Annotated in this window: 18 protein-coding genes; 6 read left to right on the top strand and 12 right to left on the bottom strand. The window is 36.9% G+C overall.

Translation table 11 applies throughout. From position 1 onward, the window contains the following. Positions 1 to 20: 20 nt before the first annotated feature. The 3 genes from B3C16_RS12780 to B3C16_RS12770 all read right to left on the bottom strand — a co-directional run bounded on the left by B3C16_RS12780 (position 21) and on the right by B3C16_RS12770 (position 2,351). Positions 21 to 668, bottom strand: a complete 648-nt coding sequence (locus B3C16_RS12780; protein ID WP_291132307.1) for a dienelactone hydrolase family protein — start codon at positions 666 to 668, stop codon at positions 21 to 23. 222 nt (positions 669 to 890) lie between these two features. Then, the gene (locus tag B3C16_RS12775; protein ID WP_291132304.1) at positions 891 to 1,571 is read right to left on the bottom strand and encodes a DUF6629 family protein; all 681 of its coding nucleotides are present in this window, start codon (positions 1,569 to 1,571) and stop codon (positions 891 to 893) included. A gap of 108 nt (positions 1,572 to 1,679) precedes the next feature. Then, positions 1,680 to 2,351 carry a BON domain-containing protein gene (locus B3C16_RS12770; RefSeq protein WP_291132301.1) on the bottom strand — a complete coding sequence of 224 codons (672 nt, stop codon included), beginning with the start codon at positions 2,349 to 2,351 and terminating at the stop codon, positions 1,680 to 1,682. Between the two features lie 365 nt (positions 2,352 to 2,716). On the opposite strand from B3C16_RS12770, the gene B3C16_RS12765 reads away from it, so the two are divergent. Beyond that, positions 2,717 to 3,766 carry a response regulator gene (locus B3C16_RS12765; protein ID WP_291132297.1) on the top strand — a complete coding sequence of 350 codons (1,050 nt, stop codon included), beginning with the start codon at positions 2,717 to 2,719 and terminating at the stop codon, positions 3,764 to 3,766. A 188-nt stretch (positions 3,767 to 3,954) separates the two neighbouring features. After that, complete coding sequence (locus B3C16_RS12760) at positions 3,955 to 4,362, top strand: Hsp20/alpha crystallin family protein (protein ID WP_291132294.1); 408 nt, start codon at positions 3,955 to 3,957, stop codon at positions 4,360 to 4,362. A gap of 105 nt (positions 4,363 to 4,467) precedes the next feature. Here B3C16_RS12760 and B3C16_RS12755 read toward each other — a convergent pair whose 3' ends face one another. From B3C16_RS12755 to B3C16_RS12740, 4 genes are all read right to left on the bottom strand, one after another. Next, positions 4,468 to 4,920, bottom strand: a complete 453-nt coding sequence (locus B3C16_RS12755) for an OsmC family protein (protein WP_291132291.1) — start codon at positions 4,918 to 4,920, stop codon at positions 4,468 to 4,470. Between the two features lie 69 nt (positions 4,921 to 4,989). Continuing rightward, complete coding sequence (locus B3C16_RS12750) at positions 4,990 to 5,178, bottom strand: hypothetical protein (RefSeq protein WP_291132288.1); 189 nt, start codon at positions 5,176 to 5,178, stop codon at positions 4,990 to 4,992. Beyond that, positions 5,175 to 5,798 carry a hypothetical protein gene (locus B3C16_RS12745; RefSeq protein ID WP_291132286.1) on the bottom strand — a complete coding sequence of 208 codons (624 nt, stop codon included), beginning with the start codon at positions 5,796 to 5,798 and terminating at the stop codon, positions 5,175 to 5,177. The genes B3C16_RS12750 and B3C16_RS12745 overlap by 4 nt, the downstream gene beginning before the upstream one ends. Positions 5,799 to 5,826: 28 nt before the next feature. Continuing rightward, positions 5,827 to 6,672 carry a universal stress protein gene (locus B3C16_RS12740; RefSeq protein WP_291132283.1) on the bottom strand — a complete coding sequence of 282 codons (846 nt, stop codon included), beginning with the start codon at positions 6,670 to 6,672 and terminating at the stop codon, positions 5,827 to 5,829. Positions 6,673 to 6,819: 147 nt separating this feature from the next. On the opposite strand from B3C16_RS12740, the gene B3C16_RS12735 reads away from it, so the two are divergent. The 4 genes from B3C16_RS12735 to B3C16_RS12720 all read left to right on the top strand — a co-directional run bounded on the left by B3C16_RS12735 (position 6,820) and on the right by B3C16_RS12720 (position 11,617). After that, the gene (locus B3C16_RS12735) at positions 6,820 to 7,314 is read left to right on the top strand and encodes a hypothetical protein (RefSeq protein WP_291132280.1); all 495 of its coding nucleotides are present in this window, start codon (positions 6,820 to 6,822) and stop codon (positions 7,312 to 7,314) included. A 108-nt stretch (positions 7,315 to 7,422) separates the two neighbouring features. Next, positions 7,423 to 8,841, top strand: coding sequence for an SLC13 family permease (locus B3C16_RS12730; protein ID WP_291132277.1), 1,419 nt, complete (start codon positions 7,423 to 7,425; stop codon positions 8,839 to 8,841). An 868-nt stretch (positions 8,842 to 9,709) separates the two neighbouring features. Then, positions 9,710 to 10,993, top strand: coding sequence for a peptidase T (pepT, locus tag B3C16_RS12725; RefSeq protein WP_291132273.1), 1,284 nt, complete (start codon positions 9,710 to 9,712; stop codon positions 10,991 to 10,993). Positions 10,994 to 11,005: 12 nt separating this feature from the next. Then, a complete protein-coding gene (locus B3C16_RS12720; RefSeq protein ID WP_291132269.1) occupies positions 11,006 to 11,617 on the top strand; it encodes a YdeI/OmpD-associated family protein in 612 nt (203 codons plus the stop codon). A gap of 50 nt (positions 11,618 to 11,667) precedes the next feature. On the opposite strand, the gene B3C16_RS12715 is transcribed toward B3C16_RS12720, so the two are convergent. From B3C16_RS12715 to B3C16_RS12695, 5 genes are all read right to left on the bottom strand, one after another. Continuing rightward, positions 11,668 to 15,261: a T9SS type A sorting domain-containing protein gene (locus B3C16_RS12715; protein WP_291132265.1), complete on the bottom strand. Its 3,594-nt coding sequence runs from the start codon at positions 15,259 to 15,261 to the stop codon at positions 11,668 to 11,670. A gap of 129 nt (positions 15,262 to 15,390) precedes the next feature. Continuing rightward, positions 15,391 to 15,666: a preprotein translocase subunit YajC gene (gene yajC / locus B3C16_RS12710; RefSeq protein ID WP_121314775.1), complete on the bottom strand. Its 276-nt coding sequence runs from the start codon at positions 15,664 to 15,666 to the stop codon at positions 15,391 to 15,393. A gap of 13 nt (positions 15,667 to 15,679) precedes the next feature. After that, complete coding sequence (locus B3C16_RS12705; protein ID WP_291132260.1) at positions 15,680 to 16,177, bottom strand: DUF1573 domain-containing protein; 498 nt, start codon at positions 16,175 to 16,177, stop codon at positions 15,680 to 15,682. Between the two features lie 9 nt (positions 16,178 to 16,186). Then, positions 16,187 to 17,092 carry a transcription antitermination factor NusB gene (nusB, locus tag B3C16_RS12700; protein WP_291132431.1) on the bottom strand — a complete coding sequence of 302 codons (906 nt, stop codon included), beginning with the start codon at positions 17,090 to 17,092 and terminating at the stop codon, positions 16,187 to 16,189. Between the two features lie 113 nt (positions 17,093 to 17,205). Next, complete coding sequence (locus tag B3C16_RS12695; RefSeq protein ID WP_121314781.1) at positions 17,206 to 18,312, bottom strand: Glu/Leu/Phe/Val family dehydrogenase; 1,107 nt, start codon at positions 18,310 to 18,312, stop codon at positions 17,206 to 17,208. Positions 18,313 to 18,347: the final 35 nt, after the last annotated feature.

Genomic DNA, 18,347 nt, shown 5'->3' with positions numbered 1-18,347 from the left:
TTTAAAATTGTGTATAAGATCTAATTGTTTTTGGGGCTTAATGGAACATGAGTATTAAACCAGTTATAAGCCAAATCTGCTACTTTGTCCATACTGCTGTCTTCCTCAAATAAATGAGTGGCTCCCGGTACTATGGCAAGTTCTTTTTTGCATCGTAGCTTGTCGAAAACCAAACGATTTAAGGCTAAAACGGTTGTATCTTTACTTCCTACAATGAGTTGCACAGGAACTTTTATTTTTGACAAGTCTGTGGTAGCTAGATCAGGTCGCCCTCCTCTTGACACCACGGCAAAGACTTGTGGTAATTTGGCGGCAGCGTCTAAAGCTGAAGCAGCTCCGGTACTGGCTCCGAAAAACCCTAAAGCAATGCCTTTGGTTGTTGACAACTCTTCGAGGACTTTGGTAACTTCACAAAGCCTTTTGGTAAGTAGAGTTATGTCAAAACGATTGGCCACTTCCTGATCTTCTTCCGGGGTCAGTAAGTCAAAAAGCAACGTAGCTATACCTCTTTTTTGCAAATAGATAGCCACTTGTTGATTGCGTGGACTAAGCCGACTACTGCCACTTCCATGAGAAAAGACAATTAGGGATTTAGCTCCTTCAGGCATGGTTAAATCTCCAATCAAACGAACCCCGTCAACGGGTAAACTAATTTCACTATAAAACATAATTTGATCAATTAATTATCTAATGTAAAGCTTAGATATTGGTAATTATTTTTTTCTTTAGTTGCCATTTCCAAATGCTACCCGTGATTTCAAGTACGCTCAGTCTGCAACCACAATGCTTTTTATGTTCCTTGTGCCATTCCATTTTTTGGCTGAATGGAGCATTTATTGTAAAAGTGTTTGCAATATGCCATTTAACATTGAATCTCATAAAATTGCTTATTAGTTTACTTTATTACTTACCCTGGTATACAACCGCAGAGATTTACTTTTTACTTCGAACAAAACATAATAGACAACAGTACTGATTACAGCCGCAAAAAAACACCACACAGAAATAAGATAATCATCATAATATATTTTAGTAACCAAGTAAGAAACCAAAATCGCCAATCCCAATAACCACATTCTTTTAAAATGTGAAAAAAAAGGCGGTAAAATGGTTACCAACACATAGAAATAACCTCCTATCCCCTTAAAAAGATCGGGGTAGGTTTGTAAATAAGTGATATGATAACCGTCGATTTCTGCTTTAACCCCATAAGTTATAAAGTACCACATCAAACTCAAAGAAACGATTAGTCCCAGTCCTGTAAAATAAGACAGTAATTGTCTTGCTGTTCGATTAATCTCCATTTGTTGTATTGACAAAGGCACCCAAATGGGCCAAACGATTTGAGCAATAATAATAAAAACCGCTGTACAAACTTTTTCGAGTTGGGCATGGCTTGAATTGGATAGCGTAATCCATAAAAAACCTTCAGCAAATTGCTGTACCGCAAATAATAAAGGGATAACGGCAAAAAGGCGCTCATTTGGTTTGGTTGCTTTTTTAAAAGAGGCAATCCCTATTACGGTAAGTACCGCACCGGCACTAAAACTGACAGTAGCTGAAAAACACATAAGCTCTATATTAAAATTAATTAATCCTTGAAACATTTAAGCAATCATGCATACTGTTATATTTTCTGCCAACTGCAATAAAATTACGGGAGCCTAGCTCCCGTAATTTTATTCAACAAAGTCATATTTATAATCAATTACCAGATTGTTGTCTACAAACCACACTCCGGGAGTCTTCCATGCTATTTTTTCTGCCTCTTCTTTTTGATACAATGAAGTCACAGTTCCATTTAAGATGACTTTATTATTTTGAACCATAACCCTAATATCATCTGCATTTATAGCCCAGTGGCGGTGCAAAGCATTTTCGATAACCTTTTTCTCAAGCTCACTTTTATGCGCCGATTTTATGGTAATGTGGTTAAATACTCCTTTAACACCCGGGATATTCTCAATAGCATGCTTGGCAGCTTCTTTCTGATAATTCCAGTTTACCTCTCCATTAAGTGTTATCCAAGCATCGTCCACTTCAATGGTTATCTTGTCATCGGGAACATTCCAATGGTTTTGCAGTGATTTCAACACATTGGCTGCAATTTCTTCATCTGGTTTGATTGCGGAATAAGGGTAATTAATGTCAATTTTTTCTACAACTGCCTTAACACCCGCTACCTCTTTGGCAGCAGCTTCAGCAGCAATTTTCTTATTATAAGCATTTACGGTTCCCGTTAAGGTTACAATTCCGTCATGTACTATAACGCCAATCTCGGCGGCATGCAATTGTGGTTCCCATTTAAGGGCATCCATTACATCTTTCTGTAGTTGTTCGTTGCTTTTCATTTTAATACGATTTAATTGTTACTTAAAACTATTGGATAAGCCGACAGTTTCTTTGAAATTCATTGTAAATTTATTTCTCTTCAGCTGTTGAGATACTGATAGAAATCATTCAAAAAAATGATTTAAAACATGTTTACCTTAGGTTAATCTATACCAATACCCTCCCAAATAAGAATCCAAATACTTTTTTTTTAATATTAACAGTTGTTTGACGAGAGCCAAAAAAGTAAACAACTGTTTTATAACAATTTATATCATATTTATATATATTTGTTATAGCATATAATAAACAAAACACAAAATAGGGATTTTGCCTCATTCTCTATTTTAATTGCTTAACCAATAGTATTGTAATCCTTTCTATTATGAATAAGATACTCGTTATTGAAGACAATTTTGAAATGAGGGATAATATTACCGAAATCCTACAATTGTCAAACTATGAGGTCTATTCTGCAGCCAATGGCAGAAAAGGGGTAGAAATGGCATTGAAACATTTACCCGATGTGATTTTGTGTGACATTATGATGGATGAATTAGATGGCTATGGCGTGCTACTAATGTTAGGCAAACATCCTGAAACGAGTACCATTCCTTTTATATTTATAACGGCGAAAACCCAAAAACAAGATTTGCGAAAAGGGATGGAAATGGGTGCTGATGATTATCTGATGAAACCCTTTGATGATGTGGAATTATTAAATGCTATAGAAACCCGCTTAAAGAAAAGAGGGTTACAAAAAGATTTTTACAGCAAATCTATAGACCAAATGCAGGCGTTGGCTACCGCGACAAAAGGACTTCCTGAATTAAAAAAAATTATTGACGACCGAAAGTTGCGCATTGTTCGTAAAAAGCAGGTTCTTTATTATGAAGGAGACAAAGTAACCGGCATTTATTTAATCCATAAAGGAAAAATTAAAACTACAAAAATTGCAGATGATGGCCGCGAACTTACTACCGGCATCTATGATATCGATCAATTTGTTGGTGCTAATATTCTATTTTCCAGCGAACATTATATAGACAATGCGACGGCACTCGAAGAATGCTCACTTAGTTTCTTCCCTATACAGGAACTCGAAAAACTAATCAGTCAGTATCCTGATGTAGCCGGTAAATTTATCAAGATACTGTCTAATGAAGTTGGTGATAAAGAAGAGCAATTGCTACAAATGGCCTATTCTTCTGTTCGCAAAAGAATTGCCGAATCTTTGTTGAGTTATCACAAACAACACTGTACTAATGGGGAAAGCATCAATCTAACTCGATATGAAATAGCCAATTTATCAGGAACAGCTCCTGAAACGGTCAGTCGTACTTTAACTGATTTTGAAAACGAAGGGCTTATTGATAAAAACCGCAATGAGTTGGTATTACTCAATCCACAAAAACTAAGCAGTTTAAGAAATTAAGCCACAAAACCTATCTTTTTTCTTTTTTTTGGTTATCAAACTCGTGATACAAATCAACAATTGTAATGATTTGCATCACCTATTATGCTGTTACTACGTTCTAAATTTGGCTTATTAAATTATTTGTTTAATTATAAATCAAATCAATATGACACTAGTAGCAACAAAAAAAAGAAAAAAGATAGGTTTTGTGGCTTAATTTCTTCAACAATGATCGATTTTTATTGGATTTCAACGGTGCATTTCCGGAAGTAAATTTCCAAAATGTTTTGCCAGAAGCCAATATCGTTGAAAACAAAAAAGAGTACCAAATTGAGTTAGCGGCACCCGGACTTGATAAAAAAGATTTCAATATTGAAATAAAAAACGGTATGTTAACCATTAGTGCCGAAAAAGAAGCCGAGACCAAAAGTGAAGATAAAAACTATCTCTCCAGAGAGTTTTCTTATAGTTCTCTTTATCGTTCTTTTGTTTTGCCCGACAACTTAGTAGCAGACAAAATTGATGCTAAGTATGAGAACGGTGTGTTAAAACTGAAACTACCCAAAAGTGAAGTCAGCATTGCTGAACCTGTTAAACACATCAAAGTGAACTAACTCAGGTTTACAACTGAAAACCCTGCCAAAGCAGGGTTTTTTTTGTTCCTATCCTAACTCATTTAATAAAAGCAGTCAGATTTGTTATCGACCTGTTTCATCTTCTTAAACAGTCCGGTGCATTTCAACAATAATTTGAGGTATTATAGTAATCTCAGGCTTCAGCATATTACTGATAATGCAGGATTTTGCCGAAACATCCAGCACTTTTAATCCTTTTCCACTATCGTGGCTATTACTAACCGTAATTGTGGGATGAATTGTAATCTGAATTGCGTTTAACTTTCCTTCGGTTCTCTCCAGGAATAAGGTGGCAGTACAATCAAAACGAATAAACTTCATTCTCATTTTCTCAGCTACAGCTAAAAAAGTAGTCATAAAACAGCTGCTTACCGCTCCCGCTAATAAATGTTCGGGAGACCATAAACCAACTACTCCTTTTGCAAATTCAGGTGGTGTGGCGACTTCAATTACGTTATTTAAAACCGGAGAGCTGATTTCACCTACTCTGCTTTCTTTCCAGGTGGTTTTTACTTGATAGGACAATATATTTTCCATAACCGATAAATCATTTTAAAGATTAATGGTATTGCTGTTTGAGGTTCACAAAAACATCGAATACAATTGTCATTGCTCTATATGTGGCAATAGCAGTAAAGGCATAGTACTGCCCTTTTTGAGTTTTTCAGCAAGCTTTGCCGGCATTTTGTGACAAGCGCAGTTTTTGGCATGTTCAATGTGCCAAGCAAGCCTCTGTTCTTCTGTCGGTTTTTTTGGCATAGGATTCGCTTTATGCCATTCTTTGTTTAGTTTCATAATACGATATTTAAATTAGCTTTGGTACTTACTCTAAAGAAAAATGCGATTTCAATCATTGCCATAGTAAAAGAAATAATCCAAATTACGCCGGCAAAGTAAAACAACGGATAAAAGAAGGAGAATATTAGTATCGGCACCAAAATAACTATCCACAATAATGCCTGATAAATCCACCTATTTCCTCTGAGGGCAACTGCAAGAAACAAGGCCGATAAACTGATAAAAAAATAAGTCAGTGCATCAATAGCGATTAAAAAGTCATAGCGATCAAACAAACCGTTATAAGAGCCCAGATTTCCTTGCAACATGTCTTCAAAAGGCATGGCAAATTGCATAATATATAACATGACTATTTGACTACAATAAATTGTGGCAATACATAAGGCTATTAATGTCCATATTTTATTTTCTCTGCCCACACTATAATGCAGACTTACTACAATGAGTAAAAAAATTGGCGCCAATAAGAGCGGTGGCCAAAATATCAATAGAGATTCTTTAATTCCTGAAATAAAATTCATATCAGTCAATGCTTGCAATAAACCGTAGACAAAAACTAATGCTATGGCTACAGCAGCTGACCAAAACCCAATTTTATGTGGTATATTTTTATTCATAATTTCTAATTTAGGAGCATAGTGTTTCTTATTCTTCTTTCTGAGTTTCACAAATAGATAAAACCGGGATTTCTGTATGAAAAACCAAGGTTTTTGATAAACTGTAGTGAAATAACTTTTCAAAAAAGCCATAGTGATGTGTAGATAAGGTAATCCAATCTATTTTATGCAATTCGATAAAATCGGTTATGGTTCCTTCAACATCATTACTGGTTAAATGATAAAAGTTGACCTCACTTTTAGGTCTTATTTTTTTCCATTCGGTGCTAAACTTTCTGTCCTGTCCTTTATCAATCTCTGACACCTGGAGGACATCTACCTGTGCCCCGAATAACAGTGCCAAATTGTGCACCTTTCTAAGCATGTGGAGTTGTGACAAGTCATACTCCGTAAGGAAGAGAATTTTTTTAAGAGGTTTATAACTACACGTTTCCGGTATGGCTAAGACGGGAACCTTACTGTTGTTCATTATTTTTTGGGTTATAGTTCCCAAAAACACTTCTTTTAATCCGGTGGCTCCTTTAGTACCCATTACAATAAAATCAACCTTCTCTTCTTCAGCAACTTTTAGGATTGTTGTTTCGGTGTCTCCTTCTTTTAAAGCATGGCGAACTATTACGCGTCCTAATTGTTCTTTTTCGGCAATAGCTCTCAATTTAGGCACTTCATCTTTGAAGTTTTCAAACTGTTCCCATTCAGTAATTTCATAATGCTCCAAAATATAATCTCGGTAATCAACATAGGGTATAGTCATAACATCATATACATGCAACGTTATGATTTCAGCACCCATTTTTTTGGCCAAATGCAAGGCAAATTGATAAGCATTTAAAGATGTTCCGGAAAAGTCAACAGGAAAGAGAATTTTTTTCATGACAGATAGTCTTAGGATTCCAGTCAAAACTAACCTAAATGAATCACTGAAATAGTGATACATATCAAGTGTTACTGTGATTAAAATCAAGTAAACCCATCCTAAAATTTAAGACTTTTGATTGAGTATCTATAATAAAACTAAATCATGAAATCTATCACTAAAAACAGTTCTTTACTACTTGTTCTCTTTATGTTAGCCTATACTTGTGCTAAAGAAGATTCCACCAGTGATACGGAAGAAATAATTATTGATAAAGACGAGGTGACTTTTGAGCATAAAAAAACCGTTGCTACTGCCACTGCTGAATGGAAAAAGTTTAACACTACTGCGGAAAAGTTATTGGCCATTACAGTTAGCAATTTAAAGTCATTATCCGTCATGAGGGATAAAACCTTGATTGTTGATGAACAAGAATCTTTGTTCTTACTATACACACAAAGTAAAAATCAATACAATGAACTTAAAAGTCGTCTGACGAGAGAAAATCTCTCTTTTAAGAAAGATATCCATAATTATAACAATCAAACCGAATACAGATATCGGGTGTTTAAAAATCAGTTCCTTACCGACATCTTGGAATTAAATAACAATATGGAAGATATACTTGAGGAAATACAGGCAGGTCCGATGCTACCGTGATTAAAAAAAAGAGTGCAAAATTTAAAGGCTTAAACCTTTGGAATATAACAAACAGAAATAGACATGCCCGCCTTTTATAAGACCTACAAAAAAGAGATCGGTTTAACAATGGGCATATTGCTTAGTATGGCATGCTTTATTTCCAATCCGTTTGAAGTTACTTACAAGGCCAATCAGGTTCTTGCCATTGCTATTCTAATGATTATTTGGTGGATTTTTGAGGCCATTCCTATGTCGATGGTGGCGTTGCTTCCGCTCCTTTTATTTCCTTTATTAAATATAATCCCTTTAAAAGAAATAGCTTATCATTATGCCGATCCTATTGTTTTTCTTTTTATGGGTGGCTTTTTCATTGCCATTGCCATTGAAAAATGGAATTTGCACAAAAGAATAGCCTTGAGTATCATTGGGATTACCGGCACTAATGGTAATAGTATTATACTCGGATTTATTATGGCAACAGGAGCACTAAGTTTGTGGTTGAGCAACACGGCTACAACCATGATGATGTTTCCGGTAGCCCTATCAGTCATTCAGCTGGTTAAAACCCATAATAAAGATGAAAAAAGCACCTCTAACTTTTCTTTGTCGCTCCTGTTTTCAATTGCCTATGCCTCTAACTTTGCTGTAGGGACTATCATTGCCACGCCTCCCAATGTAGCCTATGTTGGTTATATCAAAGACCGGTTTGGTTACACCATTAATTTTGTTGATTGGCTGCTTTTATTTATGCCACTAACTTTACTTTTGTTATTATTGCTTTATTGGTTTATTGTAAAGATTTTATATCCAAATAACATTAAGCACAGCAAAGAAGCAACCATTGCTATAAAGACTGCTCAAAAGGATTTAGGAAGTATTAGTGTGCCTGAAAAAAGAGTGTTGTTGCTATTTGCTATTACTGTATTCTTATGGATAACAAAAGATTTTCTTAACAAGGCTCAGGATTATTTGCTATTGGATGACACTAACATTAGTATGTTGGGTGCCCTCCTTTTGTTTTTAGTCCCTTCGGGGAATAAAGGCCGACGTTTTCCTGAAAGATTGATGGCATGGCCTGACGCTCGCCATATGGCATGGGATATTTTACTGCTTATTGGCGGAGGAATAGCATTGGCTAATACTTTGGAGACTTCTCAATTGATACACCAATTCGGTTTTGGTCTGGCTGACTATACCAGCAACAATCTGTTTATAATCATATTAATGGTAACTGCGATTACTGTCTTTTTAAGTGAAATCATGAGTAATATTGCCATCGTACTTATTCTATCACCTATAGTGACTACGATGGCATTGGCATTAAATATCAATCCTCTGTTTTTGGGCATCCCAATGACTTTGGGCGCCAGTTGTGCCTGTATGCTTCCGATGGGAACCCCACCAAATGCTATTATTTTTGCTAAAGGTCATATAAAAATTGAGCATATGATTGTAACCGGGCTTTTCTTTAATATCATTTGCATTTTGCTCATCACTGTATTTTGCTGGTTCTTTTTGCCAAAAGTAATGGATTTTCCATTATAGAGTTAGTATCTATTTATTACAAAAGTGAGTGAATTAAAGTTATCGATGTTCAGCGACTGCTGCAAAAACGCTAAAGTTATTAAAAGTTTTTACCAGTCTTAAAAACAGTAATCATGAATAATGAGTCAGTTGTGCTCTTTGAGTCATTGATATCTGATTGTTATCGGGATTGACTGACAGTATGTGGACGATTGGGTTCTGCAATAATGAGGGTTTTCGACCCTACTGCATCCCGATAGCTATCGGGACAGGATAAACTAGCTCAGTGCAGGTTAAGCTTAGGGTGCCCCGCTCCCGCACGAATCCTTCCGTGTGGCTTCTAAAATACCAACCCACAGCTGACCGGTTCCCAAAACCTGTCAAGTGTACTATTTTCTCCAAAAACCAACTTTCCCCCATTTCCAAGCCTTCCCAGCCCGCAAACGAGCTTCGGACTCCCGCAAACGAGCTTCGGACTCACAAGAAAAAGCTTCGGACTTACGAGAACAGTCATCGGAGGCATACGAACACACTTCGGACTTCTACAAACGGTCTTCGGAAGGCTTCAAATGGTTTGCGGAGTGTTACGAACAAGCTTCGGAGGGTTAAGAAGGGTATGCTGACGGCGACAAAAGCCCTTCGACTGCGCTCAGGGTGACAGTGTGCATTGTTATTGTTTTTAGTTATTAATGAGTAACTTCTCCTCAATCAACAAAAACCAATCGATTCTACAATTGTCACCCTAAGCTAGCCTGTCCTGAGCGCAGTCGAAGGGTCGAAGGGCAAAACTCATAACTGCTTCGCCTGTTCACAAAATAACACATTTTGCTCGGGTCATAATTCATAACTTATAACTCCTAATTCTTATCTTTACCAAAAAATTAAAACCATGCAACACATTATCGACCGCTTCATCAGCTACGTCACTATCGATACCGAATCAGACCCGAATTCAACAACAACACCAAGTACCAAAAAACAATTCGATTTAGCCAATAAACTGGTGGACGAACTCAAAGCCATTGGCATGACGCAAGTCACCATTGACAAACACGGTTATGTGATGGCGACTTTGGCTTCGAATGTGAAACACGCAGTACCAACGATAGGTTTTGTATCGCACTTTGACACCACGCCTGATTTCACCGGAAAAGATGTAAAACCACAAGTGATTCCGAATTATGACGGTGGCGATATCATTTTGAATGCAGAACAAAACATCGTTCTTTCGCCTAGTTATTTCAAAGATTTATTGCAATACAAAGGGCAAACGTTAATCACGACTAACGGATTAACTTTATTAGGCGCCGATGACAAAGCCGGAATTACTGAGATTGTAACCGCAATGGAATATTTAATCCAACATCCGGAAATCCAACACGGAAAAATCAGAGTATGTTTTACGCCTGACGAAGAAATTGGTCGCGGTGCCGATTTGTTTGACGTGAAGAAATTCGGTGCCGAATGGGCTTACACCATGGATGGCAGTCAGATTGGCGAATTGGAATATGAAAACTTCAATGCCGCGGGAGTGAAAATTACCTTTAAAGGAAAATCGGTTCACCCCGGTTATGCCAAAGGCAAAATGATCAACTCGATGTTAATCGCCAACGATTTCATCAACGAATTACCCAAAGGGGAAACACCGCAAGAGACGAAAGGTTACGAAGGGTTTTTCCACGTGACCGGTTTAACAGGAAGCATTGAGGAAACCAAATTGGAACTCATCATTCGCGACCACGATATGAAGAAATTCTTGAAGCGAAAAGAATTGGTGCACAAAATCACCAAGAAATTCAATAAAGATTTTAAAAAGCAATTTGGGGAAGACATTGTCATCTGCGAAATCAAAGACCAATACTACAACATGAAGGAAAAGGTTGAACCGGTAATGTTTATTGTAGATTTGGCCGAAAAAGCGATGAAGTCTTTAGGCATCAAACCTTTAATCAAACCGATTCGCGGTGGCACTGACGGTTGTCGTTTGTCGTATATGGGATTGCCTTGTCCGAACATTTTTGCCGGTGGTCACAACTTCCACGGAAAGTATGAATACGTTCCGGTAGAAAGCATGCAAAAAGCGGTAGAAGTGATTGTGAAAATTGCGGAATTAACGGCTACTACTGATTTTACTAAAAAAGAAAAGAAAGCAAAGAAGACAAAGAAGAAGTAATCTTTTCAAGCGATGAAAGAAGCCACTCGAGGCAAAGCCGAACAGAGCGGAGCTAAAAACCCTTGGATCAAAAACGAGCAATGGACTGAAGAAATCGGGCTGTTGCGGGAAATTGTTCAAAAAACCGAATTGGTGGAAACCACTAAATGGGGTGGCGAAGTGTATACCATCAATAACAAAAATGTGTTGGGCATTGGAGGTTTTAAAAACTACTTTACCCTTTGGTTTTGGAATGGTGTTTTTCTGAAAGATGAAGCTAAGGTTTTAGTCAATGCTAATGAAGGCGTGACGAAAGCTTTGCGCCAATGGCGTTTTACGTCGGCTACCGAGATTGACGAAAAACTTATTTTGCGTTACATCAACGAAGCGATTGCCAACGAGAAAGCGGGTTTAGCGATTAAGCCTGAAAAGAAAGAAGCTTTGCCATGTGCGTTCTTTCAAGCGGCGTTGGATAAAAACAAAACTTTAAAAACTGCCTTTGAAAAGTTTACACCCGGAAAACAAAAGGAGTTTTGGGAATACATGGCAACTGCCAAACAAGAGAAAACCAAAGTCACGCGGTTAGAGAAAATCACGCCGATGATTATGGAAGGTCGAGGTTTGAATGATCAATACAGAAAATAAAAAAAGCCCTCTCGTTTTGAAACCAGAGGGCTTTTTATTGCCATTTAAAACTAAGATTTAATCAGTTTGAACCATTTTTGAGTATCAGCAGTTTTGAGTCTGACAAAATACAAACCGCTTTGTCCGCTAATGGACGAAGACACTTTGGTTGCATTATTAACTTGTGTTTCAGAAATCATTTTACCGGTAATATCATAAACTTGTAAAGTAACCGATTCAAAAGAGTCATTCAATGTTATACTGAATTCACTCGCTGTAGGATTGGGAACAATAACTAGATTTTCTAAAGCGTCATTTGACCAATCGTTGTTGCTCAAAGTAGCATCATACTTAGAAACTCCACAACTTTCGGTAAAGCGAACTACTGATCCGTCAACACCATTAAACTCAGGCATTGTCAATCCAAAATCATGATAGATTGGTGTATCAGAAGTAGGATATCCCATATTCTTAGCCAAATAGAAATAATCGCCTGTTCCTTTGAAAAAGCCTGTAAATCCGTAAAAATGATTGACATTGCCACCATCGTTGTTTAAGAACAATCTTTTCAGATTTCCTGCTTCATCATATACTGAAACGAAATAATCATACCTATTGATGGTTAAGCTATAGCCGTTCCCATTGGTACTGTCAAAAAGTGCAGTGCAATTATCTCCGTCGTTGGTATTGTTAAAAATTTGGCCTACCACATGAATTTCATTTCCCGATTTCAACAAGTTTTCACCGTATCCATAATAAGTATGTCCCGAACCTCTAATCCATTGGCAAATACCATTGTTATTGACTTTAGCCACAAAATAAGGTCCGTTTTGTGTTGAAACGGTTGAACCGTCAGTGTTTTCGAAAACGTGTGTATAATTTAATGTTCCAAAATAATTATAACCCGTTGAATTGGCTCCGGTAAGGTAAATAGTTCCGTCGGTTTCCACTATCATTTTATTGACGTAAGTCAAATCGCTTGGAAAACCATTGCCATCAATGGTACGGCTTCTGAGTTTCCACAGAATTTCACCATTAGGACTCATTTTAATTAAACCTATTTTACAGCCGTAGCTTCCGTCACCAGTGAAGGTTTCTGATATGCTATTACTTCCTGCCTGATATACTTGGGCTTGTAAATCGAAATCCATGGTGAAATAAATATTGTTGTTGCCATCAATGCCTAAATTGCTCAATCCAATTCTGTTGGCGGAATACAAATAGACTTTTGTATCCCAAATGACATTACCCGAAGGGGAAAACTTTACGATAAGATTAGTCGCTTGAGGCGAAACTACCTGTTGTCCTATCTCCTGTGCTAAAGCACCATTAAAATAGGTTTGAATGGTGGTGAAATTAAGATTCAAATCGGAAAGTGCTACCAAATTGTTTTGACTGTCCACTTCCATTTTTACAAATCCCATATAACTGTTTTGCCAATACCAAATCAGTTCGCCTTTCGGATTCAATTTAATCAAATAAAAACCGGCCTGATTGAGTGTTGCAGACAAATCGGTACTTCGTCCGGTATTGTCAATAAATTTTCCGATTCCTTTTCCTGAAATGTAAATGTTACCGTTTAAGTCAACTACAGTCGAATAAACTCCATTGTCATTGTTATTCCCAAATGCGGTATTGATGTTATAAACCGTCCATTTTAGAACTCCATTTCTATCATATTTTGATAAATAACCTCCTTTTTTTCCGTCCAAATTGAGGGTAACACCATGATTAGAATCGAAGATTTCATTAAAATACGTTCCGCTTAGCAAAAAACCATCAGCGGTAGGCGTCATTTGCGATATATCCGGATTATAACTTCCGGGCCAATTGGGATCATTGCTGTTATTGACCAATAAAAAACATTCTTCTGCTGCAGCATTGGGTTCAAAAATATTGGGTTTTGAAGCGATAACCGTATCATGACAATCGTTGTTAGACCAAGAATGTAAAGTAGTGGTCACTTGTCCCGGGGTAGTAAAAGATAGTTGCGGATTCGGAAGCGAGGACGACGGCGTAGAAGCATTGGGTGTAAATTGCCAAGCAAAGTTTTGAGAATCGGTCGTGTTTTCAAAGAAATCAACCGGTTCATTGACTTCGGCATTAATCAATCCTGCATGAAAATCGGCTTTGGTTTCTTCTACCGTAATTAAGAAATTACCCGTAAATCTTCTACTGCAATTGGCCAAACTACTTTTGGTATCAATGTAATAGTTTCCGGTTACCTCAATCATTGCACTGTTAAAAGTTAAAGTTCCACCGGTACTTACTTGGCTTTGTCCATAATTTGAATTGGATTGCCCTTCCATTCTTAAAGTATAAATGACATTCGGCTCTGTATCGGCAATTTGAATTTGAATTACTTCTTGCTTGCAAAGTATATTATCGCTTAGCGTAACCGCTTTGTCAATTTGGGGCGGATTGACTATATGAATCACTTTGGTGTCGGTAGATTGTTCGCCTGCATTATTTTGCACCGTTAAAGAAATGGTATACTCGCCTACAGAAGGAAAATTGTAATTAAATGAGTTGGTACCGCTTTGAATTAAATTTCCGTTCGAATACCAACTATAAGAAGTGCCGCTACCGGTAACTGCATTGAGCGGTATAGAACCGGGATAACAACCACCATTGGCATTGATTCGAACATAAGGTTTTGTAGCACCACCGTTGCCGGTTGTTTTTAAAATCACACCATTGTTTCCAAAAGCATAAAATTCGGTTGTTCCGTCTTGCTTCCAAAAGTCATTGATGTGATGATTCAAAGAACTGGTTTGCCATTCGACAGTGACATTTTGAAAACTACTGGTTGCATAGGAACATCTATAGATGCCGTGGTTGGTACCGATATAAAAATTACTCGAATACAATATCATTCCATTGGCATCAAGCGGACCATAATAATTTTGATTGTAGCGCGTCAAATAATTGGTTAGGGAAGACAGGTCGGTATGAGAAAATACATTATCGCCCAAAGCGTAAGTGTAAGATGCATTGCTTGCCAAAGCCACATCAGTATTGATAATATTAGGTGTAGCCACTTCAGTAACATTACCAATGCTGGAACCACCTAATGAAGCTCTGAATACTTTCTGGTCTGAACCCATCAATATCGAACTACTCGAGGAACTTATACTCAGCAAATCATCTGTTAACTCGGTGTTAATAGTAGTCAAAGCTGTATCTGTAAACGTAAGCAATAATCCGTCATCACCAACAGCTATATATTTACCCTGAGAATTAGAGTAATCCATTTTATTTAATTTAGAATTCACCGAACCAACATACTTGATTTCATAAGCCATAGACGGAAGCGAAATTTTGATAATAATGGCCTTATTGGTTGCAGTATCTTGACCACAAGCGTAAACAAATCCGGTATTGGAAGTATTGGTTTGATTTGTATAACAATGGGTGAACACTGTATTCTCATAAATAGCTGCGTTTACTGTGTTATTGGTGATTTCAAATCTTGTCCAACTTCCTACTCCAGCGCCACCGGTTGTTGTATAATACAATCCATTAGCACCGCTGGCCAAACCATTTTCATCCAGGAAAACCACTCCTGTCAAATCATCATTGATTCCGGTATTCAAGTCTGTCCATTGGGCATAAGAAAATGTTGCGTTAAAAAAAATCAGCAACAGCAAAGTAAAGTATTTCATAAAATTAGTTTGTTTCGTTTTTTTCAAGGTCATAAAAATAGCAATTTAATTGACTCTTAAATATTTGAAATAAAAAAAGTCCTCTTGTTTAAAACAAGAGGACTTTTTTTATTTAATTCACTTAAGAAATTATACTTTCTTATTCGCCGCCGCAGTCAATTCTAAAGAAATCGCAGAACGCTCAATCTTTAATTTTCCTGACATGGTTTCGATTACCGCAGTGCCTTCTGACAACTCAGCAACTTTACCGTGGAAACCACTTTTGGTGATGATTTTATCGCCTACTTTTAAGCTTGATTCAAATTCTTTTTCTTGTTTGATTTTCTTTTGTTGCGGTCTGATCATAAAGAAATAGATCACCACAAACATTAATAAAAACGGTAAAAAACTAGTTAATTGTTCCATAATAATAAATAATTTATTTTGCGCCTTTCGGAGCTTCGATGTTAGCTTTAATGGTTAATATTTTGGTTCCCTCTTTGTTGTTACACATGATGGAAACGGTTTTGGTTGTTTGACCGGTCTTTCCTGTTGAATCAAAAGACACTTTTATATTTCCTGATTCACCGGCTTTGATTGGTGTTTTAGGATATTCCGGAACGGTACAACCACATGACCCTTTAGCAGAAGTGATTACCAAATCGGTTTCTCCGGTGTTTTTAAACTCAAAAACATAACTTGGTTTGTCTCCCTGTTGGATGGTACCAAAATCATGCACTTCATGGTCAAAAGACATTATAGGATATTTTGAGTCTGACGCAGCTTGAACAAGCGGCACTCCATTGCTATTGGCTTCCGGTTGTTTTACTGCAATAGTATCTGCACCGGAATTGTTTTCAGTAGTATTCTCTTTTTTACAAGCTGTTGTCAATGCTAATAAAGCTACAACGGCGATTAAATTGATTCTTTTTTTCATAGTCTATAATTACATTAAACCTCTACCGGTTTTTTTAATTTTATCTTCTGTTTGAAATTCTTTGACCAAATTATCCAAAATCCCGTTGATAAAAATACTGCTTTTTGGGGTTGAATATTCTTTGGCAATTTCCAAATACTCATTAATGGTCACTTTGATTGGAATAGACGGGAATTTCAAGAACTCACAAATTGCCATTTTCAAGATAATGGTATCGATTTCGGCGATTCTGTCGGCGTCCCAATTGGGAGTTTTGTCAATGTATTCTTTGGCCAATTCAATTTCGTTTAAAACGGTTTTTCTGAATAAGTTCCCCACGAATTCTTTGTCTTCTTCGTCTTTGTAAAGCTTTACTACTCTGAACTCGCCTTTCTCAGACACTTGTTTTAACTGCTTTTGAATTTGGGTATTCACTACGGGAATATCATCTGTCCAAGTCAGTTTGTTGTCTTCTAAATATTCGTAGAGCTTTTCATTGGGCGCAATGAGTTCGGTAAACATATCGACCACAAACTGTTTGTCTTCTTCAAAATCGTTTTTGCGATTGCTCATGTACTTGGCATACAAATCGCTTTGCTTGATGTCATTGAGTAAAATCAAAATATAATCATCGTTCAATGACCAGTTGTTGATTTTTCTTTTTTCTAAAGCGATACTCAAAGAGTTATTCTCTTCCAATTGGAGAAGAACCGCATTGTTGACAAACTTGTTGTTGGGATTTTTTTCTTCAGGCGTGGCCAAATGTTTTTTGCTGGAAGCTTCCAAAAAAACAATCTCCTTTTTTCTGATTTCTGTCAAAGTCGACAACATGATTAAATACAAATCCTGAATGTTATCAATGCTTTGGATTAAGAATTTTTCTTCTTTCTCCATTTCATCAGAATTCTTTTGATGCATTGCATAAATGGATTGCATCACTTTTACTCGAATATGTCTTCTGTTTAACACCTGTAAGAACTTTTAAAAATTAACAAAGCGAAAGAATTTCTTTCGCTTTGCAAAAATAGTAATATTTTAAAACCTAATAATTATTTATTCGCGTTTTCTTTTTTTCTTTGGTCAATTCTGTTTTGCGCGATTTGCATGGCTGCTTGTTGCGTCGTCATATTGTTGATGTCAGCAAAATTGAAAATCTCTAACGTAGTATTGTAGATATTCTCCGTTTTTCTCATCGCTTCGTCTTTACCATATTTTACGATTTCACCGTAAACATTGATAATTCCGCCTGCATTGATTAAGAAATCAGGCGCATAAGCAATACCTCTTTCTCTTAAAATTTGACCGTGAATGGCTTCTACCGCTAATTGATTATTAGCTGCACCGGCAATTACTTTCGCTTTGATTTTGTGAATGGTTTCGTCGTTGATAGTCGCACCTAAAGCACAAGGCGAATAGATATCAACATCAGCGCTGTATAAGTCTGCCCCGGTGAAAATTTTGGCACCATATTTAGCAACCATATTTTCCATTTTATCTTGGTGAATGTCGGCTACAAAAACTTCGGCACCTTCTTTTCTCAAATAGCTAATCAACGTTTCACCAACGTGACCTGTTCCTTGTACTAATACTTTTTTACCGTCTAATTTCTCAGAACCGAATTGGTATTTGGCCGCAGCTTTCATTCCCATGTAAACGCCATAAGCCGTAACCGGAGAAGGATTTCCGGAACCTCCGATTGACTCAGAAATACCGGTAACATGATTGGTTACTTTGTGAATTCTGTCCATGTCTTCAGTGGTAGTTCCAACGTCTTCTGCCGTGATATATTTTCCGCTTAAAGAGTCTACAAACTCACCAAAACGTGTAATCATTTCCGGGGTTTTGTCTATTTTAGAATCACCGATGATAACGGCTTTTCCACCACCAAGGTTTAAACCGGTGATAGCCGATTTGTATGTCATTCCGCGTGAAAGTCTTAAAACGTCATTTAATGCTTCCCATTCGTTAGCATAATTCCACATTCTGGTTCCACCTAGAGCCGGTCCCATAACTGTATTATGAATACCAATAATTGCTTTTAAACCTGTATCTTTGTCATTACAAAAAACGATTTGTTCGTGATTGTCAAAAGAAAGTTGACCGAAAACTGGATCCATCTTTTTTAGCTCGACCGGTGTAGTGATTTCTGAAGTCATAATGAAGTAGTATTAATTTAAGACTTTGTAAAAAG

The organism is Flavobacterium sp. UBA7682 (assembly GCF_002482945.1).
Taxonomy (GTDB): Bacteria; Bacteroidota; Bacteroidia; order Flavobacteriales; family Flavobacteriaceae; genus Flavobacterium.
The sequence above is the reverse complement of the archived record's forward strand: the minus strand, read 5'-3'. Positions and strand labels throughout refer to the sequence as shown.

Coding starts and splice junctions, on each gene's coding strand:
- B3C16_RS12780 (WP_291132307.1), bottom strand. CDS start 668: ATGTTTTATAGTGAAATTAGTTTACCCGTTGACGGGGTTCGTTTGATT.
- B3C16_RS12775 (WP_291132304.1), bottom strand. CDS start 1,571: ATGTGTTTTTCAGCTACTGTCAGTTTTAGTGCCGGTGCGGTACTTACC.
- B3C16_RS12770 (WP_291132301.1), bottom strand. CDS start 2,351: ATGAAAAGCAACGAACAACTACAGAAAGATGTAATGGATGCCCTTAAA.
- B3C16_RS12765 (WP_291132297.1), top strand. CDS start 2,717: ATGAATAAGATACTCGTTATTGAAGACAATTTTGAAATGAGGGATAAT.
- B3C16_RS12755 (WP_291132291.1), bottom strand. CDS start 4,920: ATGGAAAATATATTGTCCTATCAAGTAAAAACCACCTGGAAAGAAAGC.
- B3C16_RS12750 (WP_291132288.1), bottom strand. CDS start 5,178: ATGAAACTAAACAAAGAATGGCATAAAGCGAATCCTATGCCAAAAAAA.
- B3C16_RS12745 (WP_291132286.1), bottom strand. CDS start 5,798: ATGAATAAAAATATACCACATAAAATTGGGTTTTGGTCAGCTGCTGTA.
- B3C16_RS12740 (WP_291132283.1), bottom strand. CDS start 6,672: ATGAAAAAAATTCTCTTTCCTGTTGACTTTTCCGGAACATCTTTAAAT.
- B3C16_RS12735 (WP_291132280.1), top strand. CDS start 6,820: ATGAAATCTATCACTAAAAACAGTTCTTTACTACTTGTTCTCTTTATG.
- B3C16_RS12730 (WP_291132277.1), top strand. CDS start 7,423: ATGGGCATATTGCTTAGTATGGCATGCTTTATTTCCAATCCGTTTGAA.
- pepT (WP_291132273.1), top strand. CDS start 9,710: ATGCAACACATTATCGACCGCTTCATCAGCTACGTCACTATCGATACC.
- B3C16_RS12720 (WP_291132269.1), top strand. CDS start 11,006: ATGAAAGAAGCCACTCGAGGCAAAGCCGAACAGAGCGGAGCTAAAAAC.
- B3C16_RS12715 (WP_291132265.1), bottom strand. CDS start 15,261: ATGAAATACTTTACTTTGCTGTTGCTGATTTTTTTTAACGCAACATTT.
- yajC (WP_121314775.1), bottom strand. CDS start 15,666: ATGGAACAATTAACTAGTTTTTTACCGTTTTTATTAATGTTTGTGGTG.
- B3C16_RS12705 (WP_291132260.1), bottom strand. CDS start 16,177: ATGAAAAAAAGAATCAATTTAATCGCCGTTGTAGCTTTATTAGCATTG.
- nusB (WP_291132431.1), bottom strand. CDS start 17,092: ATGCAATCCATTTATGCAATGCATCAAAAGAATTCTGATGAAATGGAG.
- B3C16_RS12695 (WP_121314781.1), bottom strand. CDS start 18,312: ATGACTTCAGAAATCACTACACCGGTCGAGCTAAAAAAGATGGATCCA.